Source organism: Novosphingobium sp. B 225 (genome assembly GCF_002198665.1).
Classification (GTDB): Bacteria; Pseudomonadota; Alphaproteobacteria; order Sphingomonadales; family Sphingomonadaceae; genus Novosphingobium.
This window is the reverse complement of the sequence record NZ_MWLM01000070.1, coordinates 88404-110066: the sequence shown is the minus strand read 5'-3', so window position 1 is coordinate 110066 and position 21663 is coordinate 88404. Positions and strand designations below refer to the sequence as shown.

At 64.6% G+C, this 21663-nt stretch carries 22 protein-coding genes and 1 pseudogene; 9 read left to right on the top strand and 14 right to left on the bottom strand.

Translation table 11 applies throughout. The features are described 5' to 3' along the window. Window positions 1-48 precede the first annotated feature (48 nt). Window positions 49-450, bottom strand: a complete 402-nt coding sequence (locus tag MNBBLIKP_RS16195; protein ID WP_088311301.1) for a hypothetical protein — start codon at window positions 448-450, stop codon at window positions 49-51. Window positions 451-626: 176 nt separating this feature from the next. On the opposite strand from MNBBLIKP_RS16195, the gene MNBBLIKP_RS16190 reads away from it, so the two are divergent. Genes MNBBLIKP_RS16190 through MNBBLIKP_RS16180 form a run of 3 tightly spaced genes read left to right on the top strand, consistent with a single transcriptional unit; the run spans window position 627 to window position 4064 of the window. Further along, window positions 627-1988, top strand: coding sequence for a flavin-containing monooxygenase (locus MNBBLIKP_RS16190; protein WP_088311300.1), 1362 nt, complete (start codon window positions 627-629; stop codon window positions 1986-1988). 2 nt (window positions 1989-1990) lie between these two features. Next, window positions 1991-3202 (top strand): cytochrome P450, encoded by a 1212-nt coding sequence (locus MNBBLIKP_RS16185; protein WP_088311299.1) that lies wholly within the window; start codon window positions 1991-1993, stop codon window positions 3200-3202. A 1-nt stretch (window position 3203) separates the two neighbouring features. After that, complete coding sequence (locus MNBBLIKP_RS16180) at window positions 3204-4064, top strand: enoyl-CoA hydratase-related protein (protein ID WP_088311298.1); 861 nt, start codon at window positions 3204-3206, stop codon at window positions 4062-4064. On the opposite strand, the gene MNBBLIKP_RS16175 is transcribed toward MNBBLIKP_RS16180, so the two are convergent. Further along, window positions 4061-4906 (bottom strand): MipA/OmpV family protein, encoded by an 846-nt coding sequence (locus tag MNBBLIKP_RS16175; RefSeq protein ID WP_088311297.1) that lies wholly within the window; start codon window positions 4904-4906, stop codon window positions 4061-4063. The genes MNBBLIKP_RS16180 and MNBBLIKP_RS16175 overlap by 4 nt on opposite strands. A 92-nt stretch (window positions 4907-4998) precedes the next feature. On the opposite strand from MNBBLIKP_RS16175, the gene MNBBLIKP_RS16170 reads away from it, so the two are divergent. Next, window positions 4999-5982 (top strand): glutathione S-transferase N-terminal domain-containing protein, encoded by a 984-nt coding sequence (locus MNBBLIKP_RS16170; RefSeq protein ID WP_088311296.1) that lies wholly within the window; start codon window positions 4999-5001, stop codon window positions 5980-5982. 3 nt (window positions 5983-5985) lie between these two features. Here the strand turns inward: MNBBLIKP_RS16170 and MNBBLIKP_RS16165 are convergent, their stop codons facing one another. Further along, a complete protein-coding gene (locus MNBBLIKP_RS16165) occupies window positions 5986-7809 on the bottom strand; it encodes a DUF885 domain-containing protein (protein ID WP_088311295.1) in 1824 nt (607 codons plus the stop codon). A 144-nt stretch (window positions 7810-7953) separates the two neighbouring features. Next, entirely contained in the window at window positions 7954-8496 is a 543-nt protein-coding gene (locus tag MNBBLIKP_RS16160) for a DUF3558 family protein (protein ID WP_088311294.1), read from the bottom strand. Window positions 8497-8624: 128 nt separating this feature from the next. Between MNBBLIKP_RS16160 and MNBBLIKP_RS16155 the strand changes: the two genes are divergently transcribed. The 4 genes from MNBBLIKP_RS16155 to MNBBLIKP_RS16140 all read left to right on the top strand — a co-directional run bounded on the left by MNBBLIKP_RS16155 (window position 8625) and on the right by MNBBLIKP_RS16140 (window position 13480). Further along, window positions 8625-9788 (top strand): helix-turn-helix transcriptional regulator, encoded by a 1164-nt coding sequence (locus MNBBLIKP_RS16155; protein ID WP_088311293.1) that lies wholly within the window; start codon window positions 8625-8627, stop codon window positions 9786-9788. Window positions 9789-9866: 78 nt separating this feature from the next. After that, on the top strand, window positions 9867-10928 hold the full coding sequence (locus MNBBLIKP_RS16150; RefSeq protein ID WP_088311292.1) for a PAN domain-containing protein: 1062 nt from the start codon (window positions 9867-9869) through the stop codon (window positions 10926-10928). Window positions 10929-11515: 587 nt separating this feature from the next. Beyond that, window positions 11516-11857 (top strand): PAN domain-containing protein, encoded by a 342-nt coding sequence (locus MNBBLIKP_RS18435; protein WP_441339288.1) that lies wholly within the window; start codon window positions 11516-11518, stop codon window positions 11855-11857. A 204-nt stretch (window positions 11858-12061) separates the two neighbouring features. Beyond that, complete coding sequence (locus MNBBLIKP_RS16140) at window positions 12062-13480, top strand: L,D-transpeptidase family protein (protein ID WP_254913088.1); 1419 nt, start codon at window positions 12062-12064, stop codon at window positions 13478-13480. On the opposite strand, the gene MNBBLIKP_RS16135 is transcribed toward MNBBLIKP_RS16140, so the two are convergent. From MNBBLIKP_RS16135 to ispG, 6 genes are all read right to left on the bottom strand, one after another. Next, window positions 13477-13866: a hypothetical protein gene (locus MNBBLIKP_RS16135; RefSeq protein WP_088311290.1), complete on the bottom strand. Its 390-nt coding sequence runs from the start codon at window positions 13864-13866 to the stop codon at window positions 13477-13479. The two genes, MNBBLIKP_RS16140 and MNBBLIKP_RS16135, sit on opposite strands and share 4 nt — an antisense overlap. Beyond that, the gene (locus tag MNBBLIKP_RS16130; RefSeq protein ID WP_254913087.1) at window positions 13863-14564 is read right to left on the bottom strand and encodes a murein L,D-transpeptidase catalytic domain-containing protein; all 702 of its coding nucleotides are present in this window, start codon (window positions 14562-14564) and stop codon (window positions 13863-13865) included. Before MNBBLIKP_RS16130 ends, MNBBLIKP_RS16135 begins: the two co-directional genes overlap by 4 nt. Window positions 14565-14630: 66 nt before the next feature. Beyond that, window positions 14631-15116 (bottom strand): GNAT family N-acetyltransferase, encoded by a 486-nt coding sequence (locus MNBBLIKP_RS16125; protein ID WP_088311288.1) that lies wholly within the window; start codon window positions 15114-15116, stop codon window positions 14631-14633. After that, window positions 15113-16012 (bottom strand): EamA family transporter, encoded by a 900-nt coding sequence (locus tag MNBBLIKP_RS16120; protein WP_088311287.1) that lies wholly within the window; start codon window positions 16010-16012, stop codon window positions 15113-15115. The genes MNBBLIKP_RS16125 and MNBBLIKP_RS16120 overlap by 4 nt, the downstream gene beginning before the upstream one ends. A 31-nt stretch (window positions 16013-16043) precedes the next feature. Next, on the bottom strand, window positions 16044-16562 hold the full coding sequence (locus MNBBLIKP_RS16115; protein WP_088311286.1) for a retropepsin-like aspartic protease family protein: 519 nt from the start codon (window positions 16560-16562) through the stop codon (window positions 16044-16046). Between the two features lie 32 nt (window positions 16563-16594). Continuing rightward, on the bottom strand, window positions 16595-17704 hold the full coding sequence (gene ispG, locus MNBBLIKP_RS16110) for a flavodoxin-dependent (E)-4-hydroxy-3-methylbut-2-enyl-diphosphate synthase (RefSeq protein WP_088311313.1): 1110 nt from the start codon (window positions 17702-17704) through the stop codon (window positions 16595-16597). Window positions 17705-17834: 130 nt separating this feature from the next. Here ispG and MNBBLIKP_RS16105 point away from each other — a divergent pair, with 130 nt between their 5' ends. Next, window positions 17835-18644, top strand: coding sequence for a hypothetical protein (locus MNBBLIKP_RS16105; protein WP_088311285.1), 810 nt, complete (start codon window positions 17835-17837; stop codon window positions 18642-18644). Here MNBBLIKP_RS16105 and MNBBLIKP_RS16100 read toward each other — a convergent pair. The 4 genes and pseudogenes from MNBBLIKP_RS16100 to MNBBLIKP_RS16080 all read right to left on the bottom strand — a co-directional run bounded on the left by MNBBLIKP_RS16100 (window position 18641) and on the right by MNBBLIKP_RS16080 (window position 21650). Continuing rightward, a complete protein-coding gene (locus tag MNBBLIKP_RS16100) occupies window positions 18641-19162 on the bottom strand; it encodes a GNAT family N-acetyltransferase (RefSeq protein WP_369678921.1) in 522 nt (173 codons plus the stop codon). The genes MNBBLIKP_RS16105 and MNBBLIKP_RS16100 overlap by 4 nt on opposite strands. After that, a complete protein-coding gene (locus MNBBLIKP_RS16095; RefSeq protein ID WP_088311284.1) occupies window positions 19159-19623 on the bottom strand; it encodes a GNAT family N-acetyltransferase in 465 nt (154 codons plus the stop codon). Before MNBBLIKP_RS16095 ends, MNBBLIKP_RS16100 begins: the two co-directional genes overlap by 4 nt. Continuing rightward, window positions 19616-20283: pseudogene (locus MNBBLIKP_RS16090) on the bottom strand (RDD family protein); the annotation flags it as partial. The gene MNBBLIKP_RS16095 and the pseudogene MNBBLIKP_RS16090, both read right to left, overlap by 8 nt. 308 nt (window positions 20284-20591) lie before the next feature. After that, window positions 20592-21650 carry a stage II sporulation protein M gene (locus MNBBLIKP_RS16080; protein WP_088311281.1) on the bottom strand — a complete coding sequence of 353 codons (1059 nt, stop codon included), beginning with the start codon at window positions 21648-21650 and terminating at the stop codon, window positions 20592-20594. Window positions 21651-21663 lie beyond the last annotated feature (13 nt).

Sequence of the window (21663 nt, the reverse complement as noted above, 5' to 3'; positions counted from 1 at the left end):
CCCGGCTACGCCGGGCCACCTCCCCCAGAGGGGGAGGATTTCAACCCATCAATGAAACCGCAGCAGCGCAGGCACCGACAGCGCAAGGCCGATCAGCACGGTCGTCATGGCCCAGCCGCGATGCATGTGGCTAAGGCTGCGCAGCCAGAACTGGGTGTAGATGTCAACAAAGCCCAGGATCGCCAGCGCTTCGATCATCATCAGCCCGCCCATGGCTTTCAGCACGCAGGCCAGAATGTCGCTCGGCAGCCAGGGGTTGGCGAGGTAGATCACGCCGCCGATCAGCAGTTCCAGCATGCCGCAGACGAATTGCAGCGCCGGGCTCTTCTCAACCTCTTCGATCATCACCCGCCAGGCGCCGGGTTTGCGCAAGGCACCGATCCCGGCGAACAGCGCAGTCAGCCCCATCAGCAGCGCCGACCAGGCGGTCGGATCAATTGTTGTGTCCATGGTCTCAAATCCTCCAGCCCGTTGGTTCTCCCCGGAGGTCTTATCTTGTTGGCGCGGAAGATGCGCGGGGCGGACCGACTTGTCCAGCATCCAGTTCTCCGCTGGACATTAATTGCGCGCTTAAACATACTCCGCGCCAAGGCCCGTCAGAAGGGCCGTGTGGAGAGCGTGCGAAGATGGCCTTGCCGAAAGTCTGCATCATCGGGGCGGGGTGTTCCGGGTTTACCACGGCCAAGCGGCTGAAGGATCACGGCATCCCGTTCGACGTCTATGAGGCATCAGACGACATTGGCGGGACCTGGTACTATGGCAATCCCAACGGCATGTCGGCCTGTTACCAAAGCCTGCACATCGATACCTCGAAATGGCGGCTGGCATTTGAAGACTATCCGGTCCCGGCGGACTGGCCCGACTATCCGCACCATTCGCAGTTGCTGCAGTATTTCCACGATTACGTGGATCACTTCGGCCTGCGCCCCTTCATCCGCTTCAACACCCGGGTAGAGGATGCGACGCGGCTGGACAGCGGCGGCTGGCAGGTCACGCTCTCGACCGGCGAAGTAAAGCATTACGATGCGCTGGCGGTGGCCAACGGGCACCACTGGGCGGCGCGCATTCCGGAATATCCGGGTGCGTTCGATGGCGCGCAAATCCATTCGCACCAGTATCGCAGCCCGTTCGAACCGGTAGATTGCGTTGGCAAGCGGGTGCTGGTGGTGGGCATGGGCAATTCGGCGATGGACGTGGCGAGTGAGCTGTCGCAGCGCCCGATCGCCCAGAAACTGTTCGTTTCCACCCGGCGCGGGATCTGGGTGTTTCCCAAGTATTACAAAGGCCAGCCGCTCGACAAGAACCCGGCCCCGGCCTGGCTGCCCAAGGGGCTCAAGCAGTGGCTGGGCGGGCGGATGATCAAGCAGCTGGTCGGCAAGATGAGCGATTATGGCCTGCCCGAACCCGAAATCAGCCCGTTTGAAAGCCATGGCACCGTATCGGGCGAATTCCTGCTGCGCGCCGGTTCGGGCGATCTGACGATGAAGGGCGGGATCGAGCGGCTGGACGGCGACGGCGTGGTGTTCAGCGATGGCAGCCGCGAACAAGTGGACGTGATCGTCTGGGCGACCGGCTATGACATCAGCTTTCCGTTCTTCAAGGACCCGGCGTTCAAGGCCGATGCCGATAATCGCCCGCCGCCGCTGTACAAGCGGATCATGCAGCCGGGGGTGCCGGACCTGTTCTATATGGGGCTGGCCCAGCCCTTGCCGACGCTGGTCAACTTTGCCGAACAGCAGAGCAAGCTGGTCGCGGCCTATCTTGCCGGGCAGTACCTGCCGCCTGATCCGGCGGAAATGACGCGGGTCATCGCGGCGGATGAGGACTATTACACCGGGCAATATTACCGGGCGCGGCGGCATACGATCCAGCTCGATTTCGATCATTATGTCCGCGCGCTCAAAAAGGAACTGGCCAAGGGTGCCGCGCGCGCCCGGGCCAAGGGCAATGCGCTGCCCGTTACAGCGCGCGAAGTGGAGAACGCCTGATCATGACCGCCCGAGCCCTGAACCCCGTCGATGTCAGCGACAGCACTCTCTACACCGAGGACAAGTGGCGCGAACCGTTTGCCCAGCTGCGTGCCGAGGCTCCGGTCAGCTGGCGCGCGGACAGCCCCTATGGCGGCTACTGGTCGGTCGCGACGCACGATCTGATCCAGCAGGTTGAACTTGATCCCGCGACCTACAGCTCGCAGACTGGCAACATCACCATTGCCGAAGGGGTGGCGGGCAGCGAGTTTCCCAACTTCATCGCGATGGACCCGCCGCGCCACACCGAACAGCGCCGGGTGGTTGCCGCCGCGTTCACTCCCAGCCAGATGCTGCAGCGCGAACGGCAGGTGCGCGAACGGACGAAGGAACTGCTCGATGCCCTGCCGGTGGGGGAGACGTTCTGCTGGGTCAATCAGGTGGCCGTGCCGCTGACCATTGGCATGCTGGCCATCGTGCTCGACTTCCCGTGGGAGGAGCGCGACAGCTTGCGCAAATGGTCCGACATGGCCAGCAACGTCTCACCCGAAGTGATGACCGAGGAATACACCCAGAAGTTCTTCGCCGAAATGGGGATCATGCTTGCCCGGTTCGATGCGCTGCTGGAGGAACGCCGCGTCCAGCCCCCGGCGGACGATCTGCTCAGCCGGATGGTCCATTCCGAAGCGATGGGCAATCTGACCGCGATCGAAAAGATCGCCAATATCGCCTTGCTGATCGTTGGCGGCAACGACACTACCCGCAATTCGATGGGCGGGCTGGTCGAGGCTTTGCACAAGTACCCCGATCAGCTTGAGCGGCTGCGCGCTGACCGCAGCCTGATTTCCAACGCCTCGCAGGAAATTGTCCGCTGGCAGAGCCCCGTCACGCACATGCGCCGCACCTTGACCAAGGATGCGGAACTGGGCGGGCAAAGCCTGAAAGCGGGCGAGAAGATCGTGCTGTGGTATATCTCTGGCAACCGCGATGAGAGCGTGTTTGCCGATGCCGAGCGCTATGATGTGGCCCGCGCCAATGCCCGGCGGCATGTCGGGTTCGGCCACGGCATTCACCGCTGCGTCGGCGCGCGGCTGGCGGAAATCCAGCTTGATACGCTGATCGAGGAACTGCTCAACCGCAATTGGCAGGTGGTGCCGCAGGCTGCGCCAACGCGGCTGGCGAGCCCGTTCCTGCACGGCTTTACCGCGATGCCGGTGCAGATTTCGGCTGGCTGAGATGAGCTACCGGAACCTGCTGGTTGAGCGTGAAGGCCCGATCCTGTGGGTCCGGCTCAACCGGCCAGAGATGCTCAACGCCTATACCAATGAATTGGGCGGCGAACTGGTGCGGGCGTTCGGAGAAGCCGACGCGGACGATAGCGTGCGGGTGGTGGTGTTGAGCCACACCGGCAGGGTGTTCTGCGCCGGGGCAGATGTTTCCGCCGGGGCCGGGGCCTTCGATACCGAAAGCGGCGATGGTGCGAAGAATTTCGGCGCACGCGATGGCAGTCGCGGCGACAGCAATTTCATCAAGGCGATGATGAATTGCCGCAAGCCTTCGATTGTTGCCTTCAACGGTTCGGCGGCGGGGGTTGGGCTAACCCTGACCCTGCCTTGCGATATCAGGATCGCGGCAGAAAACGCGAAGTTCGGTTGCGTCTTCACCCGGCGCGGGCTGGTGCCCGAAGCGGGATCGGCGTGGTTCCTGCCGCGGCTGGTTGGCCTTGCCACCGCGCTCAAATGGTGCCTGACCGGGGCGCTGGTCCCGGCGCAAGAGGCCGTGGCGGCGGGGCTGGTCAGCGAAGTGGTTGCCATCGGTGAAGCCGAGAGCCGCGCCCGCGAACTGGCGTTGGACATTGCCGCCAACTGCTCGCCGGTCGCATTGGCGCTGACCCGGCGGATGCTGTGGAAATTTTCGGCGCAGGAAGGCCCGGCGGGCGCACTGTCGGTTGATGCCCCGCTCAACATCGCGCTTGGGGCCAAGGGCGATGTCCGCGAAGGCGTTGCCGCGTTCCTTGAAAAGCGCAGCCCTCAATTCCCGCTCAGCGTCAGTGCGGACATGCCGGAAACGCCCTGGTGGCCCAGCGATCCGGCCTAGAGACTATAGGACAGCCCGGCCACGGCGAAGGCCTGGTTGGCGCTGCCTGCCGTGCTCACCACCGGGCTGCGGGCGAACTGGCCGTGCAGGCGCTTGTAGTTGGCCAGCATGAACAGGCCCCAGCCCTTGCGCGGTTCGCCCCCCAGATCATGGGTGTAAAGCAGCGATCCCGCCGTGCTCTTGTGGCCGCCGCCGCGCGTGGCATAGGGGGTCAGGGCATGGCCCGGGGCGACATCGAAATAGCTCTGCGCAAAGCCCTTGCCGACAAAGTCCGCCGAAATCCCCAACCGGGCAAAGCCGCGCGCCGAAACCGGAGAGCTCAGCGCCAGGGCGGGGGTGATGATGTGGCTGCGATGGGATCCGGCCACATCGCGCAGCCAGGTGACATCGAACGACAGGCTGGCGGGCGGGATCAGGATACCGCGCTGGCTGATCCCGGCAGTCAGGCCCAGTTCCACCGCAGTCTTGCGATCACCCAGCGCGGCAACGCGTGGGTCGGCGATGTCGCCGCCCCGATCCAGCCGCACTTGCGCGACCGGGCCCAGCACCAGCCGGGTGCGCGCGCCCGGCGCATCGCGCAGCACATCGGTGTAGAGGTTGAGCCCGCGCATCTGGAACTCGATCCCCGCCACGCGCCCTTGCAGAATCCCGCCGGGCTGCAGCCGGTAATCGTCCGACCCTTCGTAATCGGGGGCAGCGCCCAGCCCGAAGCCGATGGTCAGCCGGTCTCCTCCATCGTCTCGCAAGCCGGCGGGCGGCCCGGCGGCGTCAGGCGTCTGGGCCAAAGCGGGAGCGGCGGCGAGCAGTGCGGCGAGGCACAGGGGGATGGTGGCTCGGGGCATGGTCTGTCATTCTCCGCAAAGGCCCCCGCACCGCAATATGGGCACGGACCGGCGCGGGACAAGGACCGATCGGCAAGGAAGGTGGAATCGACATGACCTACACACTCTATGGCGCGCTGGGTTCGCCCTATTCGCAAAAATTGCGCGCGGTGCTGCGTTACCGGCGGCTGACGCATGTGTGGAAGGATGGGGCAGCCACGCGCGGCGCACTGGGTCAGGTCCGCGCCCCGGTGATCCCGGTGCTGCAGTACCCCGATGGCCATTTCGACAACGATTCGACCCCGGTGATCTATGACCTGGAGGCCCGCCATGCCGAGCGGCGGATCGTGCCGGAGGACCCGGCGCAGGCCTTTATCGCGCACCTGCTCGAAGATTTCTCTGACGAATGGCTGACCAAGGCGATGTTCGGCTACCGCTGGCTAAAGGACGTCGATCAGGTGCAAATGAGCCGCTGGCTGGCTTTCGACAACCTCAAGGGCGGGGGGCTTGCCACCAGCCAGGCCTTTGCCGAGCAGTTCCGCGCGCGGCAGGTTGGCCGCATGGCGCTGGTCGGCTGCACGGCGGAAAATTTCCCGCTGATCGAAGCGAGCACGCGCGCAGTGCTGGCCGCGCTGGAAGCGCACGTGGTGGAACGCCACTGCCTGTTCGGCACCCGTCCCAGCCTGGCCGAATTCGGAATCTTCGGTCAGCTCTCGCAGCTTGGCACCGATCCCACGCCGCAGGCGATGATGCGCGCGGACTATCCCTATACCTACCGCTGGCTGGCCCACGTCGATGACATGAGCGGGGTGGACGGCGAATGGGAAGCCGGGTTCGCGCCGCTCGTGCGCGAATTGGTGCGGCTTGCGGGCGAGGTCTATGTGCCGTTCCTGCGCGCCAATGAACTGGCGGCAGAGGCCGGGGCCGAAACGTTCCGGATGCAAGCCATGGGTCTGCCCTATGAACAGGGCACTTTCAAATACCAGCTCAAATGCCTGCGCGAATTGCGCAGTCGGCACGCGGCGCTGGATGGCGCGGCGCGTGCGGCTGCGGATGAGGTGTTGGGGCCGGCATGGCTTGGCCTGCTGGCCCCGTGACCCTTACTTAGAAGCCTTGATCCAGTCCTGGATCTTGCTTTCCAGCACCGACAGCGGCAGCGCGCCGGTGCCCAGCACCTGGTGGTGGAATTCGCGGATGTCGAACTTCGGGCCCAGTTCCTTTTCGGCCTGGGTCCGCAGCCGCTGGATGGTCAGCGCGCCGACCTTGTAGGCCAATGCCTGGCTGGGGATCGCGATATAGCGTTCAACCTCGGCGGTGGCGTCGGTCTTGCCCATGCTGGAATTGGCCAGCATGTAATCGATCGCCTGCTCGCGGCTCCAGCCTTTCCAGTGGATCCCGGTATCGACCACCAGCCGCATCGCGCGCAGCATTTCGTCATCGAGCGTGCCCATGCGCGACCACGGGTCCTTGTAGAACCCCATCTGGTAACCCAGCGTTTCGGCATAAAGCGCCCAGCCTTCGACATAGGCGGTGTTGCCGCCAAACCGCATGAAGGCGGGCAGCGCTTCGTTTTCTTGCGCCAGGCTGATCTGGAAATGGTGGCCCGGCGCGCCTTCGTGCAGGTACAGCGTCACTTCGCCGGGAGTGGTCCGGCTCGGCAGGTCATAGGCGTTGAAATAGAACGTGCCCGGGCGGCTGCCATCGGCCGTGCCCTGCTGGTACGAACCGCCCGCTTCGAACTTTTCGCGGAACTCCTCATAGGGGCTGATCTTCAGCGGCGCCTTGGGCAACACCTTGAACAGCGCAGCGGTCTTTTCATCGACCAGCTTGCCGATGTCGTAATAGCGCTGGGTCAGCTCCTCGCGGCTCTTGCGTTTGAACTGCGGATCGGTGCGGACGAACTGGAAGAATTCGGGCAGAGTACCCTTGAAGCCGACCTCGGCCTTGACCTTTTCCATCTCGGTCAGGATCCGCTTGACCTCGCTCAGGCCCAGGTTGTGCAGGTAATCGGGCTTGAGCGGCAGGGTGGTGGTGCTTTCCACCTGCTGCAGGTACAGCGCCTTACCGCCCTTCATCTGCGACAGGCCATAGCTGTCACGCGCCTTGGGCAGGTACTGGTCGCGCAGGTAATCGCGCAGCCGCTGATTGGCAGGATAGATCTGACCCGCCACCATCGCGCGGTAGCGTGCGGTCAGGCGGTCCTTGTCTTCCTGGCTAAAGCTCGCCGGCAGGTTCTTGATCGGCTCCCAATAAGGGCTGTCTTCGGGCGTGAGCTTGAGCTGGGTATCCAGCTGTTCAATGACGTTGCGGATCGTCATTTTGGTTTCGACCACGCCGCTCTTTTCGCCTTCCTTGAACTTGGCGATCGAACGGTCGATCAGCGCGACATAGTCGGCATGCCGCTTGAGGTTGTTTTCATAGTCGAGCACCGTCGCGAACGGGATCCCGCTCTTGCCGCTGGCCAAGGTCGGGTAAAAGGTGTGGAACCCGAAGAAGTGGTTGATCGGGCGCACTTCGGTCAGCGCCAGGATTTTCGGGGTCAGGCCCTTCAGCGTTTCCAGCCGGTCGCGCTTGAACACGTCATAGGCGATTTTGTCAGTAGGGTTCAGCTTGGTGCGGGGGATTTTCAGCAACTGGGCCAGTTCGTCCTTCGCGGCCTGGCGTTCGGCATCGTTGTATTGCTTGGTCAGGAAATCGCCCAGCCGGTCAGCATAGCGCATGTCGCCACGGAACAACGCTGAGATCGGATTGCGCTTGAGGCTGGCTTCATCCGATGCAGCGAACAGCGCGAACAGCCGGTCATGCTCGCTTTGCAGGGCAGCGGCGGCCGCAGCGGGGGTGGCGGTGGTTTCGGCATGCGCGGCCTGCGGCAGGGCGGTTCCGGCCAGCAGGGCCAGGGCAAGCATGGAACGAAGCTTGGTCATCGGGCGGATCCTCATCGATTTTGGCAACGGCTGTATTGCAGATGTAATACGCCGCTATCTGATCGACAAGTCCTTCAATTCATGTCGCCTTGCGCCAAGCGACGCTCGACCAACCGTTCGCCCGCTTCGACCGGCGGCGCGCGGTCAGGGTACGCGCGGCAGCTTGAGCAGGGCGGCCTGGATGGCATCGCGGCCGGGCGTGCTGATCAGCAAGGGAACCAACTCCACTTCCAGGTTCTTGCGGTAATAGTGCAGGTTGCCGCCGGTCGGACCATCGAACTGCATCCAGGCCTTGTCGGCATCGCCCGGCAGATCAATCTTTTCGCCTGGCCGGCTGCCCCGGGTCATCTGGGTGGCCTGCTCGAAATAGACCGGATCATGCCAGATCAGGTTGAGCCGCAAGGACCCCTTGGCTCCCTGATAGGTACAGCCCGCCATGTCCCCCATCGTTTCAGGTGTAGCGCTGTCAACTGCCAGGTTCAGTGCACTTGCGACTTGTTCCTTGGTGAACAGGCAGGGCTGGGCCAGTGCTGCCTTGTCTGCCTGGAGCACCGGAGCGGCTGGCGCGGCTGGCGCGGAATTGCTGGCCGGGGCGCTCGCAGCGGCCTCGGTCACGCTCGCCTGCTCTGCACCCTGGCCGCAAGCAGCCAGCAGCAGAACGCCCAGCATACCGCAAGAATTGCGCATCGTTCGAACTCCAGTTGCATGCCGCTTGCGGGCCCGCTGCCCAAGGTCCGGCTGCACAACCTTTTTGTCGCCTGGCGTGCCGCAGGCGCTACCCAAACGGGTAGAGCGGTGTTACCCCTGCAATCCGCATGGCGGGATTGATCGAAACTGCTGATTTCAACGCGGTTGTCTCGGACATATACGAGGCTTCGCTCAGCCCGGCGCACTGGGATCTGGCGCTGACCGGGCTGGTCAACCGGTTTGGCCGCGAGCGGTGGGACGTGGCGATGCTGGTGTGGGAGCGGGTCGAACCCGGCGGCGGCCGGTTCATCGCCGCCAGCGGGGTCCATGAAATGGCCCGCGCGGCCTATCTTCAGCTGTTTGCCGGGCGCAACCTGTGGTCGGTCCATGGCCACCACATGCCGATCGGATCGGTCACCCATTCCGACCAGCTGGTCGCGCGCGCCGATTTTCTCGCCAGCCCGTTCTACCGCGATTTCCTGTCGATGTTCGGGATGGAAGTGGCGCTGCTGGGCTCGCTGGATCGGCAGGCCAGCGATCACCTCGGGCTGTGCCTGCCGGGGCCGTCGGGCTGCGATGTTTCCCGCTTGCAAGAGGCGACCGGCCTGCTGATCCCGCACATCCAGCGCGCGGTGCGGATTTCGCGCCGGATTGGTGAGGCAGAGCTGGCTGCGGCCAATTCACAGGCGGCCCTGGACCATGCCCCATCGGCCGTGCTGCTGCTCGATGAGCGGCTGGGGCTGGTCTATGCCAATCCCAACGGCCGGGCGCTGATCGAAGACTTTCATCTGGCCGACGCGGCCGGCCAGCTGCACCTGCCCAGCCGGGACCTGCGCGAAGCACTGCTGCAACTGACCGGGACCGATTCCGCGCGCTATTGCCATCCCTTCCGCTTGCAGCGCGGCGGGCTGGACGGGCTGGCGGCCATGGCCATGCGGATTAACCCTGACCGTGTTGGCGGTGCCCACACGGCGGGGGGCACCGCTCGGGTGATGGTGGTTGCCGCTCACAATCCCAAGGTCAGCGAGGAAGGGGTGGACCGGGTGCGCGAATGGTTCGGCCTGACCCATGCCGAAGCCCGGCTGGCCTTGCTGCTGGCCGAAGGCGGACGGATCGAGGATTACTGCGATCTGCGCGGTGTTTCGGTCAATGCCGCACGGTTTCTGCTCAAGGGCATCTTTGCCAAGACCGGGTGCAACCGCCAGGCCCAGGTGGTGCAGCTGATCAATGCCAGCCCGATCCACTGGGCCAGCGGCCTGCCGGTTTCAGACCTGCCGCAACCGGTCGCCTGATCCCTATCCAAACAGGTAGCGTCGCGATCTTCGCGCCGTGGCAACCAGTTCCCGTCACCGGGAAAGGGAGTTATTGCCATGCGTGCCACCTATTACTTGTCCGGCGCAGCGTTCCTTGCTTTGTCGCTTGCCGGAGCGGCGCTTGGGCAGGTCACGCTCAAGGCTCCGCCGGTATTCCGCCCGCAGGCTGTGACGAGCACTCCGCCCGCCCCGGTGGCGCAGCCCTTTCAGCCGTTGACCGCGGGTCAGGAACGTGCGCTCAATCCCAGCGGCAAGTTGCGGCCGGGCTGGTATCGGATCCGCTCGCAATTGTCCGGCCTGTGCCTGACCGTCCAGCCGGGCTTTGATTTCGATCGCAACCACCATTTCCGCCAGTATCCCTGTACGGATGACGGGCAAATTGCGGTGGCCCAGCGGATAGCCTTGCTGCCGCAGCGTTCGGGCACCTATACGCTGCGCACCAACGAAAATGTGATGGACGGACGTGCCGTGGTGCCCGGCACGATCTCCAATTGCGCCACGGTCGCGCGCGGGGTCGTGGTCGGCCCGGCGCGGATCGATCTGCGGGGCTGCGATTTGCCGACCGGCAATGGCGATTGGGCCGCTGCGGGGGTGGATGACCAGCAGTTCCAGCTGGTTGCGGCTGGCGGCAACAGTTTTGAACTGCGGCCGAAAGATACCCAGCTTGTGGCAATTTTCCGCCAACCGACCAACTGCGTGGCCGTGCGCGATGCCAATCATGACAGCGGCGCAAACATGATCAAATGGCCCTGCAACGGCAATGGCGAACAACGCTTCATGTTCGAATACCTCGGGCCGATCGAAGCGGGGGTGGAAGAACCGCTGCTGACCGCCCAGAACTGGGCCTTCAGCCCGACTGGGCAAGTGCGACTGGTATCAGCGCCGGGGGTCTTGCTGTCGGGCGTGGACTTCAACAGTTTTGAAACGATCGACGATGGCGGAGCCTACTGCATGCGCAGCTGTGCGGGGGATAGCCGCTGCACCGCCTGGACCTGGTCCGGCACCGGTTTTGCCGGGGCACCCAAGCCGATGTGTCGCTGGAAACAGGCCCCCGGCACAGCCACCAACCAGGGCGCGGCGGTAGCAGGCCTGATCGCCAGCGGAATTGTGCGGCCGTGAACCGCCGCAAGCGCGCCCTGACCGCACTCGCTCTGGCGGTTCTGCCCACCGCAGTGCTGGCAGATTTCGTCACCGGCGGGTTCCTTGGGCCGGACTTGTGGACCGATCCGGCGCCGGGGGGGTATTCGTTCAAGCTGGCAGGCACCAACCTATGCGCCCAGCGTGAAGCCGGGGCGACCCGCGCGATCCAGCCGCATCTGGTGCTGCGCACCTGCAATGCGGCTCTGTTCGATCAGGACATTGAACTGGTGCCGAACGGCACCACCCGAAATCCGCTGACCCTGGCAAGCCCGGTGACTTGGCGGATCCAGACCCGCCAGAAATGCATGACTGTGGCGCGGTTCGTAGTGTTTGGGCCGCCTGCTGTGGATGAACTTGATTGCGGCACCCGCGCGGAAGCAGCGGACAATCCGGCACGGATCGGAGCGGACGACCAAACCTGGCGGCTGCGCCAGCGCGGCGGGACCGACCAGTTTGAGATCCGCGCCCAGGACAACCGTTGCTGGACCGCGCAAGGATCGCAACCGCGCGATGGGGTGCAGCTGGTGATGGAACCCTGCAACGATAGCCTTGTCCAGCGCTTTGAACTGGCCCGGCCGCGTTCCGGTGTCATTACCCCGGTCAATCGGCGCGCGGCCGAGGATTTCGGATGGTTCAGCCTCGACCGGCAGTTCTCGCCGTTCCTGTTCCGCTCGCTGCCCCGGCTCAACATTGAATCCAACGATCTGCCGGGCGGGGCCGGGCCAACCGCCAACGATTCGGGCCTCGCCTGTGCCCGGGCCTGTGCGCAGAACTTCCAGTGCCGGGCCTATACCTGGGTCGATCCGCGCGCGCGCGGCGGCACGCCGATGTGCTACCAGAAAAGCGGGATCAACGCCCTGCCGGTTGCAGACAATTTCACCATGTCCGGGATCGTCGTTCCGCACTGATCGCGCAGTCTGTCCGGTTACGGCGGTCCGGCACGCGACCCATCGGCCCGCCGCACCTCTCGGGGGGATGCCTTGCGGTGTCCCCCCGGTTTTTTCGCTGGGCACATCGCCCGGTTCATCGCTGTGCAATGCTTGAAGCGCGAAGGGTTAGCGGGCAAAAGGGGGACAAAGCCGGTGGGCAGACCCCGGCCATGGAGCAAGACGATGATGAAGCGGGGCATGACCTTTCGGACCATTAGCGCAGGCACGGCCGTGCTGGCGGCGATGCTGGCAGGCGGTTCGGCGCTGGCCGCGCCCGGCGCGGCGCAGGCCCCCAAGACGCCTGAAAGCATTCTGCCCAGCCCCGCCCCCAGCCCGAGCGTGCGCGCCAGTGAACCTGTCGTCACCGCCCCGGCGGTGGTGCCCAGCCCGGTCCCGGTTGTTACCCCCGCGCCGCCGCCCATGCCGCTCTATCCGGTGATGAGCTGGACCCTGGCCGATGCCCAGGCCTTGCTTGGGGTGATCGGTGCGGCCGATGAAGATGGGCTGACCTCGGCCGATTATCAGCCCGATGCGCTGCGCGCTGCAATCGCTGCCGGGCCCGGCGCGGCGCTTGATGCCCAGGCCAGCAAAAGCTTCGCCTGGCTGGTTGAGGATATGCGCGATGGCCGGACCCGAATGGATTCGCGCCAGCAGTGGTTTGTGGTCGATCCCGATGTCGATCTGCACCCGACCGCGCAAGTGATGACCCAGGCGCTGGCCAGCCATGACATTGCCGGGGCCATTGCCGGGCTTGCCCCGACCCACCCCGATTACAAGACGCTCAAGGCCGCGCTGGCCGCCGCGCCCAAGACGGACAAGGCCGCCCGCAACCTGATCCGCGTCAACCTTGATCGCTGGCGCTGGCTGCCGCGCGAAATGGGCAAGTATTACCTGCTGACCAATCTGCCCGAATTCCAGCTGCGCCTGACGGTCGATAACTCGATCATCCGTTCGTACCGCACCGTGATCGGCAAGCCCGGCAAGACCCAGACCCCCAATTTGGCCGAACAGGTCGAAGCTGTGGTGTTCAATCCGACCTGGACTGTGCCGCAATCGATCGTGAAGGGCGAAGGGCTGGGCGCACGGCTGATCGGCAACCCCGCTTCTGCCGCGCGGCAGGGTTACAAGGTTTCCAAGGCCAAGGACGGCACCATCACCGTGGTCCAGCAGCCGGGAGATAACAATTCACTCGGCCGGATGAAGATCGACATGCCCAACGAACATGCGATCTACCTCCACGATACTCCGGCCAAGGCGCTGTTCAACGCCCAGGTCCGTGCATTCAGCCATGGCTGTGTGCGCACCGAACGCGCGGTGGAGCTTGGCATGACCATGGCGATCCTTGGGGCGGGGATTACCCCGCAGCAGGCGGTCCAGTACAACATGTCGGGCAAGTACACCAAGGTGCCGATGACCAAGACTTTCCCGGTTTATCTGACCTATTTCACCATGGCGACCGACATTTCGGGCAAGCTCGGCAAGTTCGCCGACGTCTATGGCCGCGACGTGCCGGTGCTTGCCAGCCTGGCCGCCCCGCGCGCCGCCTGGGACGGCAAGCGCAAGAGCAGCGAAGCGGTGGTAAAGCTGGACAACCCGCTCTAACCGGCGTGTCGGTCCAGACACTGCAGCAAGTGCAGGATTTCTCCGGGGCGGAGCGTGGTCTCGCCCCGGCGCCAGGCTCGAATGATCCGGAAATCACCCCGATTTTCGATCCGAACCAATGTGTGTCGGGCCTGGTTGACAAGGTCCTCGCTAGGTTTGCCAAACAGGCCTCGCTCGGGTTCAGTCAGTGCCAGTCCGCCGTGTCGCTGCTCGAGCAAGCAGGCGCGAAGCTCTGGAACCGAGCGATAGGAATGATCGCGGAACAGCACGATGCGTTCTGCTAGATCGCGGGCAGCGGACATTTCGGAAACCTGGAATAACCAGCCAACCAGCGCCAGCATGATTGCCACCATGCCGCCCAGCACCAGCGGCTTTGCCAGCTTCAAGCGATCTCGATCCGGTCAGCGTAAAGCAGGCGACCGCCTGAAAGGTGCCACAAGGCTTCGTTGAACTGGTCCGGGGCCATGGCAAAGCAGCCTTCGCTGCGACCCAGTTTGCCGAATTTGGCGATGTGGCTGGGGGCGGCATAGGCAGCCGGGTGCATTACGATCGCGCGTTCCAGCGCATGCGAATTGTCCTGATCCAACCCGAGCAGGCGGATCGAGGTGCCATATTTGCCCTTGTACCACTCTGCCGTGAGGTAGCCCCCGCGCGAAGTTGCCTCGGAACCAGGGACATTGGAAAAGGCCTGCAGGAACCCGCTGTGTTCGGGGTCCGAACCGCGTCCATGGGAAACCAGGAAGCTGCGGATGGTCCCGGCTTCCAGATTGACGAAGTGGAACCGCGGCAATGTGCTGGGCCGGGCGAAATCGGCCACACCAACGATGTCTTGCCGCCAGACGGCATTGCCAGCGCGGCCCAGTTCGCGTTTGGCGATCTCGACCAGCCTGGCGTCATAGGCCGGGTTGGGGGCAACGCTGACCGGCAGGGCCGGTTCTACCGGCGGGACAGGCGGCGGCACGGCGGGATTTGATCCGAACGCCTGGTCAAATTGCTGCGACAGATCCTGGGCAAGGGCGCGCGCGGGCAGGGCGAGCGCTGCGCCCGCTGCCAATCCACCCCGGATCAAATCGCGTCTGTTCATGACCCCCGCCATAGCGGCCTGTGGATAAAGCAAGTCTGAACGAGTCGCCAAGAGGGATTCGGCGGATCAGTGCTGAGCTGCGCCCAATTGCGCCAAAGCCGGGCCATCCATCCGCATCACGGTCCATTCGTCCATCAACCGCGCTCCCAGAGCCTGATAAAAGCCGATCGCAGGCGTGTTCCAGTCGAGCACTGACCATTCAAGCCGCGCGCAGTCCCGCTCCAGCGCCAGTGCGGCAAGCCGCGCCAGCAGGCTCTTGCCCAGCCCGCTGCCGCGCGCCTCTGGCCGCACGAACAGATCCTCCAGATAGATTCCGGGCTTGCCTTCAAAGGTCGAGAAGTTGTGAAAGAACAGCGCAAAACCCTGTGCGGTTCCATCGATTTCGCCAATCAGCACTTCGGCATAAGGGCGCTGGCCAAACAGCTTGGCCCCCAGCACGCCTTCGTCAAAGCGGACTTCGTGGGCCAGCTTTTCATAGTCGGCCAGCGCCCGGATCAGATCAGCGATCAGCGCCAGGTCGGCGGGAGTTGCGGGGCGGATCGTGACAGTCATCGGTTCATCCTTCTGGCCAGTTCAGGCCACATTACACCCAGCGCCAGTCCGGCCATGACCAGCACGAAAGCCAGCATTTTCCATCCCGGCAAGGGTTCATCCAGCAGCTGGGCAGATGCGCCCATGCCGAACACCGGCACCAACAGCGCCAGCGAGGCGACACTGGCGGCGGGGTGCTTGCTCAGCAGCCAGCCCCAGGCGCCATAGCCGAACATGGTGTTGCCCACCGATTGCCACAGCACCGCCGCCCAGGTCGTCGCATCGGCGGCCATCACGCCTTGCCGGATCGCACCCCAGCCCTCGGTCAGCAGAGCCAGGCCAAGCAGCGGCGGCACCGCAAACAGGCTCGACCAGACCACATAGGCCAGCATATTGACCGACCCTGCCGCGCGCGAGGTCATATTGCCGAGCGCCCAGCACAGCGCCGCCGCGACCACCAGCGCCAGCCCAAGCGGAGTGGCGGTCGCATCGGTGTTAAAGGCAATCACTGCCAGGCCGCAGACGGCCAATGCCAGCGCCGCCAGTTGCCACCAGGCCACCCGCTCGCCGGTCAGCCGCATCGACAGGCCGATGGTGAAGAACACCTGCACCTGCACCACCAGCGAGGCGAGCCCAGGGGTAATGTCGGCGCGCATCGCGGTGAACAGCAGGCCGAATTGCCCCGCGCCGATCAGCACGCCATAGGTCGCCAGATTGGCCCAGGACACCGCCGGGCGTTTCAGGACCAGCGCCAGCGGCAAAAAGGCAAAGGCAAACCGCAAAGTGGCCAATGTCAGTGGCGGCAAATGCGCCAGGGCCAGTTTGATTACCACGAAATTGGTGCCCCACACTGCCATGACGGCAAGCGCCAGCAGCAGGTGCAAAGCGGGCAGAGGCTGGCCGTGGGCGCGATTCATCGCGCGGCTTTAGCGAGTGCAACGCGGCTTGTCAGCGGGGCTGGATCACCATCCGGTCGCCTTGCAGCGTAACCTTGCCCATCTTGCGCAGCACGTTCTGGCCCAGCAGGTTGACCCCCAGCCCCTGAACCACCACCGCATCGACATTCTGGAATTCGCTTTCGCCCAGTTTCAGCGTGTCGAGCACCACCGGCGCGCCATAGCCGGTGCCGGAGGCCGTCTGCATGATCGGCTGGAACGCCCCGGCCTCGATCACGATCCCGGCGATGTCGGCGCTGTCCTCGGTCAGGGCGACCGTATCGGCCCCGGTATCGACCAGGAACCGCAGGCCCTGTCCGTTGACTTCGCCGTTGAGGTGGAACTGGCCGCTTTCATCGCGTTTCAGCGCCAAGGCACTGGCGGGCAGGGGGCGGCTCGGCTGGCTTTCCGCAGCCGCGACTTCGGTGCTCCGTTCAGCAGGCGCGCCCGCAGGATCGGAGCGTCCGAGCAGTCCGGCTACGGCCATCATCAGCAAGACGGCGCCCAGTGCAATGCCATAGAGGCGGTTCATGCCGCCCGGTTTACCGCAAAAGGCTTACGGCTTTATTGCGCCGCTGCGGCTTCCAGTTCGGCCGCCTTGGCTTCGACCAGCGACACGATGTGATCCAGCATCGCTTCGCTTTGCACATGATGGTCGGTCACGCCCGACAGATAGACCATGTGCTTGCCATTGCCGCCGCCGGTCAGGCCAATGTCGGTCTCTCGTGCTTCGCCGGGGCCGTTGACGACGCAGCCCAGCACCGAGAGCGAAAGCGGGGTCTTGATGTGGCTGAGCCGGCTTTCCAGCGCTTCGACCGTGCGGATCACATCAAACCCCTGCCGCGCGCAGCTGGGGCAGGAGACAATCCGCACGCCGCGGGTGCGCAGGCCCAGCGCTTTCAGGATCTCGAACCCGACGCGCACTTCCTCTTCGGGTTCGGCGGACAGCGAGACGCGGATCGTATCGCCGACCCCGGCCCACAGCAGGTTGCCGATCCCGATCGCGCTTTTCACCGTGCCGCCGATCAGCCCGCCAGCTTCGGTGATCCCCAGGTGCAGCGGGCAATCGACCGCATCGGCCAGGCCCATATAGGCGCTGACCGCCAGGAACACGTCGCTGGCCTTCACCGCCACCTTGTATTCGTGGAAATCGTGGTCCTGCAGCAGCTTGATGTGATCGAGCGCGCTCTCGACCAGCGCTTCGGGGCAGGGCTCGCCGTATTTTTCGAGCAGGTCTTTTTCCAGACTTCCGGCGTTGACCCCGATCCGGATTGCACAGCCATTGGCCTTGGCGGCGCGGACCACTTCGGCCACGCGGTCGCTGCTGCCGATATTGCCGGGGTTGATCCGCAGGCAGGCCGCGCCCGCATCGGCAGCTTCCAGCGCGCGCTTGTAGTGGAAATGGATGTCCGCGATCAGCGGCACGCGCGCGGCCCTGGCGATCTGGCGAAAGGCACGGGTACTGTCTTCATCCGGGCAGGATACGCGGATCAGATCGGCCCCGGCATCCTCGCAGCGGCGGATCTGGTCGATCGTCGCCACCGGATCGCTGGTCAGCGTGTTGGTCATGGTCTGCACGGTGATCGGCGCATCGCCGCCTACGGGCACATTGCCCACCATGATCTGCCGGGACTTGCGCCGCGCGATATCGCGCCAGGGTCTGATCGATGACATGGGCAGCCATATAGGCGCGGCCCGGCGCGGGCGCAAACCGTCCCGCAATTGGACAAGGCCGAAAGTGCGGTTGCCGCCCATGCCGCTTTGGAGCAGCGGTGTAAAACGTCGCAATTACAGGGGAATAGGGATGAAGCGCTGGTTTGCCATGTTGGCCGCCCTGCTGATGCTGGTACCTGCCGCCGCGCAGGCGCAGCTCGCCACGGTCGAGGTCAAGTTCGTCGGTACGATCACCGGATCGGCGGCGGACACGCTGATGATCAATGGCCAGAAATGGACCGGGCCGCTGCCCGACTTCCCCTACAAGGCCGGGGATCAGATCACGGTTTCGATGAATGTCCGCCCAAGCAGCGAATACCTCGATCCCAATTATCCCAGCAAGCCCGTGGACGGGATCTATCGGTTTTCGGTGATCGGGGCGAGCCAGTTGCAGAACTTTCCTTCAGCCACCGCGATCGCTCCGATTACCGCTATGGACGTATCGGGCCCGATCAGCGCGGCCGGTGGCTTGCAGACCTCACAAGGCCTGGTCATGACCTACAATTCGAACAGCGGCACCTGGGGGATGGAAATGCCCACTGGCAGCTATTCGTTGTTCCAGTTTGACGGGCCGGGCTATCTCTATGACCCCGCCAGTGACAGCCTGTCACTGACTTCAACCACCCGCGATCCGGTCTATGGCTGCACCGATCAGGGTTCGGGCTGTTTCGGACTGTCGGGTTCGATGACTGACAGCGCGATCAGGCGCGCCCCGGTCTATGGCACCGATGGCAGCACGCGCGGGTTCTTCTCGATGCTGTTTTCGGGCGACTGGTTCGTCAACGGCATCAAGCAGGGCGGCGGATCGACCGAAGTGCCCGAACCGGGCCAGCTGGGCATGATGGCCCTGGCGCTGCTGCCGTTGCTGGCGCGGCAGCGTGGGCGTTTGGCCCGTGCTTAAAACATCCTCGCAAACAGGAATTCCGGGTCGATGTGATCACCGACCCGGAAGGTGATGTCAGCCACTTTGTCGAACCCGTAACGGCGATAAAAGCGGTGCGCGCCGTCGTTGTGGGCATAGACTGAAATCTGGACTTCATCTGCGCCGCGCGCGGCAAATTGCTCCATCGCCCAGTCCATCAGCGCCTTGCCGATCCCGCCCCCGGTGGCATCGGCGGCGGTGTAGAGCTGCTTGAGCTCCATTACCTGATGCCCGCGCGCATATTCGGGAAAGCCGCAGGTCAGCCCGATTTTGGCATAGCCAACCAGTGCCTCGCCGCGCTCGGCCAGGCGATAGACCCGGTCCGGGTTGCCCATTTCCGCCGCGATTGCGGGTTCGGACAGGCTTTCTGCCAGAAACATATTCAGGTTTTCGGCGCTGTAGAGGTGCCCGAATTTGGCGATAAAACTGTCAGTCGCGAGTTTGGACAGCGCGGGAATATCGTCGCGGGTGGCGGGGCGCAGGGTCAATTCGGTCACAGCACTCTCGTCATGAACACGCTGAAGGGATCTTCGGCATAGTCGCCGAACGGGCCGCATTCGGCAAATCCGTGCGCGGCGTAAAGGCCGCGCGCCGGCAGGAATTCATCCGGCACGCCGGTTTCCAGGCTAAGCCGGGCATAGCCGCGTGCGCGGGCGACCGCGATGAGGTGGTACAACACAGCCTTGCCCGCACCCCGGCCGCGATAGGCCGGATCGGCGCGCATCGATTTGAGTTCGCCGTGCAGCGGATCAAGTTGCTTGATCGCCCCGCAGGCGGCCAACCGCTCCCCATCCCAAGCAGCAAAGAAGGTCACGTCCGGTGCACGGAGCCGTTCGATTGGCATCGCATGGACGCTATCGGGCGGTGACCATTGATGCATCTCGTCCAGATGCAGCCGTAGCAGTGCGGCGATCTCCGGGCCGGTCAGGTCGTCTTCGATGATCCGGTAATCAGGCATGTTTGTCCGCTTTGCGCTGGCCCATCCGCATCCCGCTTTCAAGCCGGGCGCGCAGCTGGGTGTAGTAAGCCTCCAGAAAGGCGCGTTCATCACCCGTGCCGGGTTCCCAGCCGATCTTGCGGCAGATCGCGTCGTGGACCTTGACCATCGCCTCGGGGCGGCCCTCGCGCAGCACGCGTTCCAGCGTTTGCAGCTCGAACTCGCCATAAATCGCCAGTTCGGCCTCGCCAAAGCGGTATTGCGCCCCGGTGGCTTCGCTGGTGCCGCCCGCCGCCACTGCGCCCGCGGAGAGCACCGCTTCCAGCTTGCGGCGGGGGGCCTCGACCACCCAGGTCCCGGCGATCAGATCGCCCGCGCGCAGCCGGTCGCGGTTGAACAGCGGAAACAGCGCAAAGCACAGGAACCAGCCGGTCGCCGCCAGCCCCGCCGCGCCCATGTCATCCCCGCCTTGTGCGCTCATCAGCAGCATCACCGGCAGGAACAGTTCGATATCGCGCAGCAGGTTGCGCGCCAGCACCATTTCCGGGCTGAGCCGGCCTCCGTCGCGCGCGGCGATACGGATGCCGGTGATCCGCTTGCCCGGCGTCGCACCGCGCGGACCCAGTTCGAACAGCAGGAAATAGCCATGCCGGAACAGAAAGATCACCGCGATCCACACGANTCCTGTGCTTTGCGCTGTTTCCGCTGTTCAACCGCGATCCACACGATCACCAGGAATTCGACGGCATGTTTGGCCCCCGGCGAATCCTTGCCCGGCATGCCATCGGCCAATTCACTGACTTGCGCGGCGCTCAGCCCCAGCACCAGGGTGGTGACGATGATCGCGATCGAGATTAACAGCAGATCCAGCGAGAGCGCGCCGAACCGGGTGCCCCGGCTGGCCAGAGTGACCGGCAGGGCGATCCCTTCGGGCGTTACCATCACGCGGCGGCGGTCATCGACCGGGCGGGGTTTGCGGCGCAGCCACTTCACCGGGCCTCGCTCCCCTGCGGAACGCGGCGAAAGGCAAAGAAATAGACCAGCCACAGCGTCAGCATCGAATAGCCGACCACATAGCGGCCCATGGTATTGTCAATCAGCTGGCGGCCCAGCCCTTCCAGCATGCCCGCCAGGACCAGCATCAGCACCACCCCGGCCATGACCACGGCGGCGCGCTGACCCGCTTCGGCAGCGGCGGCCAGGATCGAGCGCTGGCCCGGAAAGGCCATCGACCGCCCGACATGCAGCCCCGCTCCGCCCGCCAGCAGGATCGCGAACAGTTCAGTCGTGCCGTGAATCGAAAGCCAGCCGACAAAGTCCACCGTCAGCCCCTGGCCATGGAACAGCCACAGCATCGCCCCCAGCGTCGCAGTGTTCTGGATCAGCAGCAGCAAAGGCGGCACGCCAAAGGCAAAGCCCAGCGCGAAGCACAGGATCGCGATCCCGGCATTGTGGCTGAACAGCGATGCGGCAAAGATCGAAAGCCCGTCCTTGTCCTGCATGCCGAACAGGGTCTGGCGCAGCACTTCGTGCGTGGCACCTGGCACGCGTTCGTCCTGGAACCCGCCGGGCACCAGCGAATAGTACCAGTCCGGATCCTGCGCGCACAGCAGCCAGCCCACCACGGTGCCTGCCACCATCAAGGTCAGCGCAACCAGCAGTTCGGGCCCGATGGCCCGCACCGCCGCGCTCCACTCCCCGCCAAAGAACCGCCGCAGCCAGCCCCACAGCGTGATGCGCGGGCCATAGACCTGGAACCATGCGCGCTGCACCAGCCCTTCGAGATAGGCCAGCGTAGCTGCATCAAGCGAGGTTTCGCGCGCTACCGACAGGCTGGAGGCGACCGTGCGGTACAGCACCGGCAGTTCCAGGACATCGGCATCGGACAGCTTGCGGAACCGCCCGCTTTCCATCCGCCGGACGATTTCCTCCAGCCGCTGCCAGTCGCGCTCACGCTCTTGCCGGAACCGGTCAGAGCGCAGCGCTGCCGCCACGATTGCCGCGTCCTGGGCGTCCGCCGTGCCGCCGAACAGGCCAAAGATCGCCATCAGCTCTGCCCCC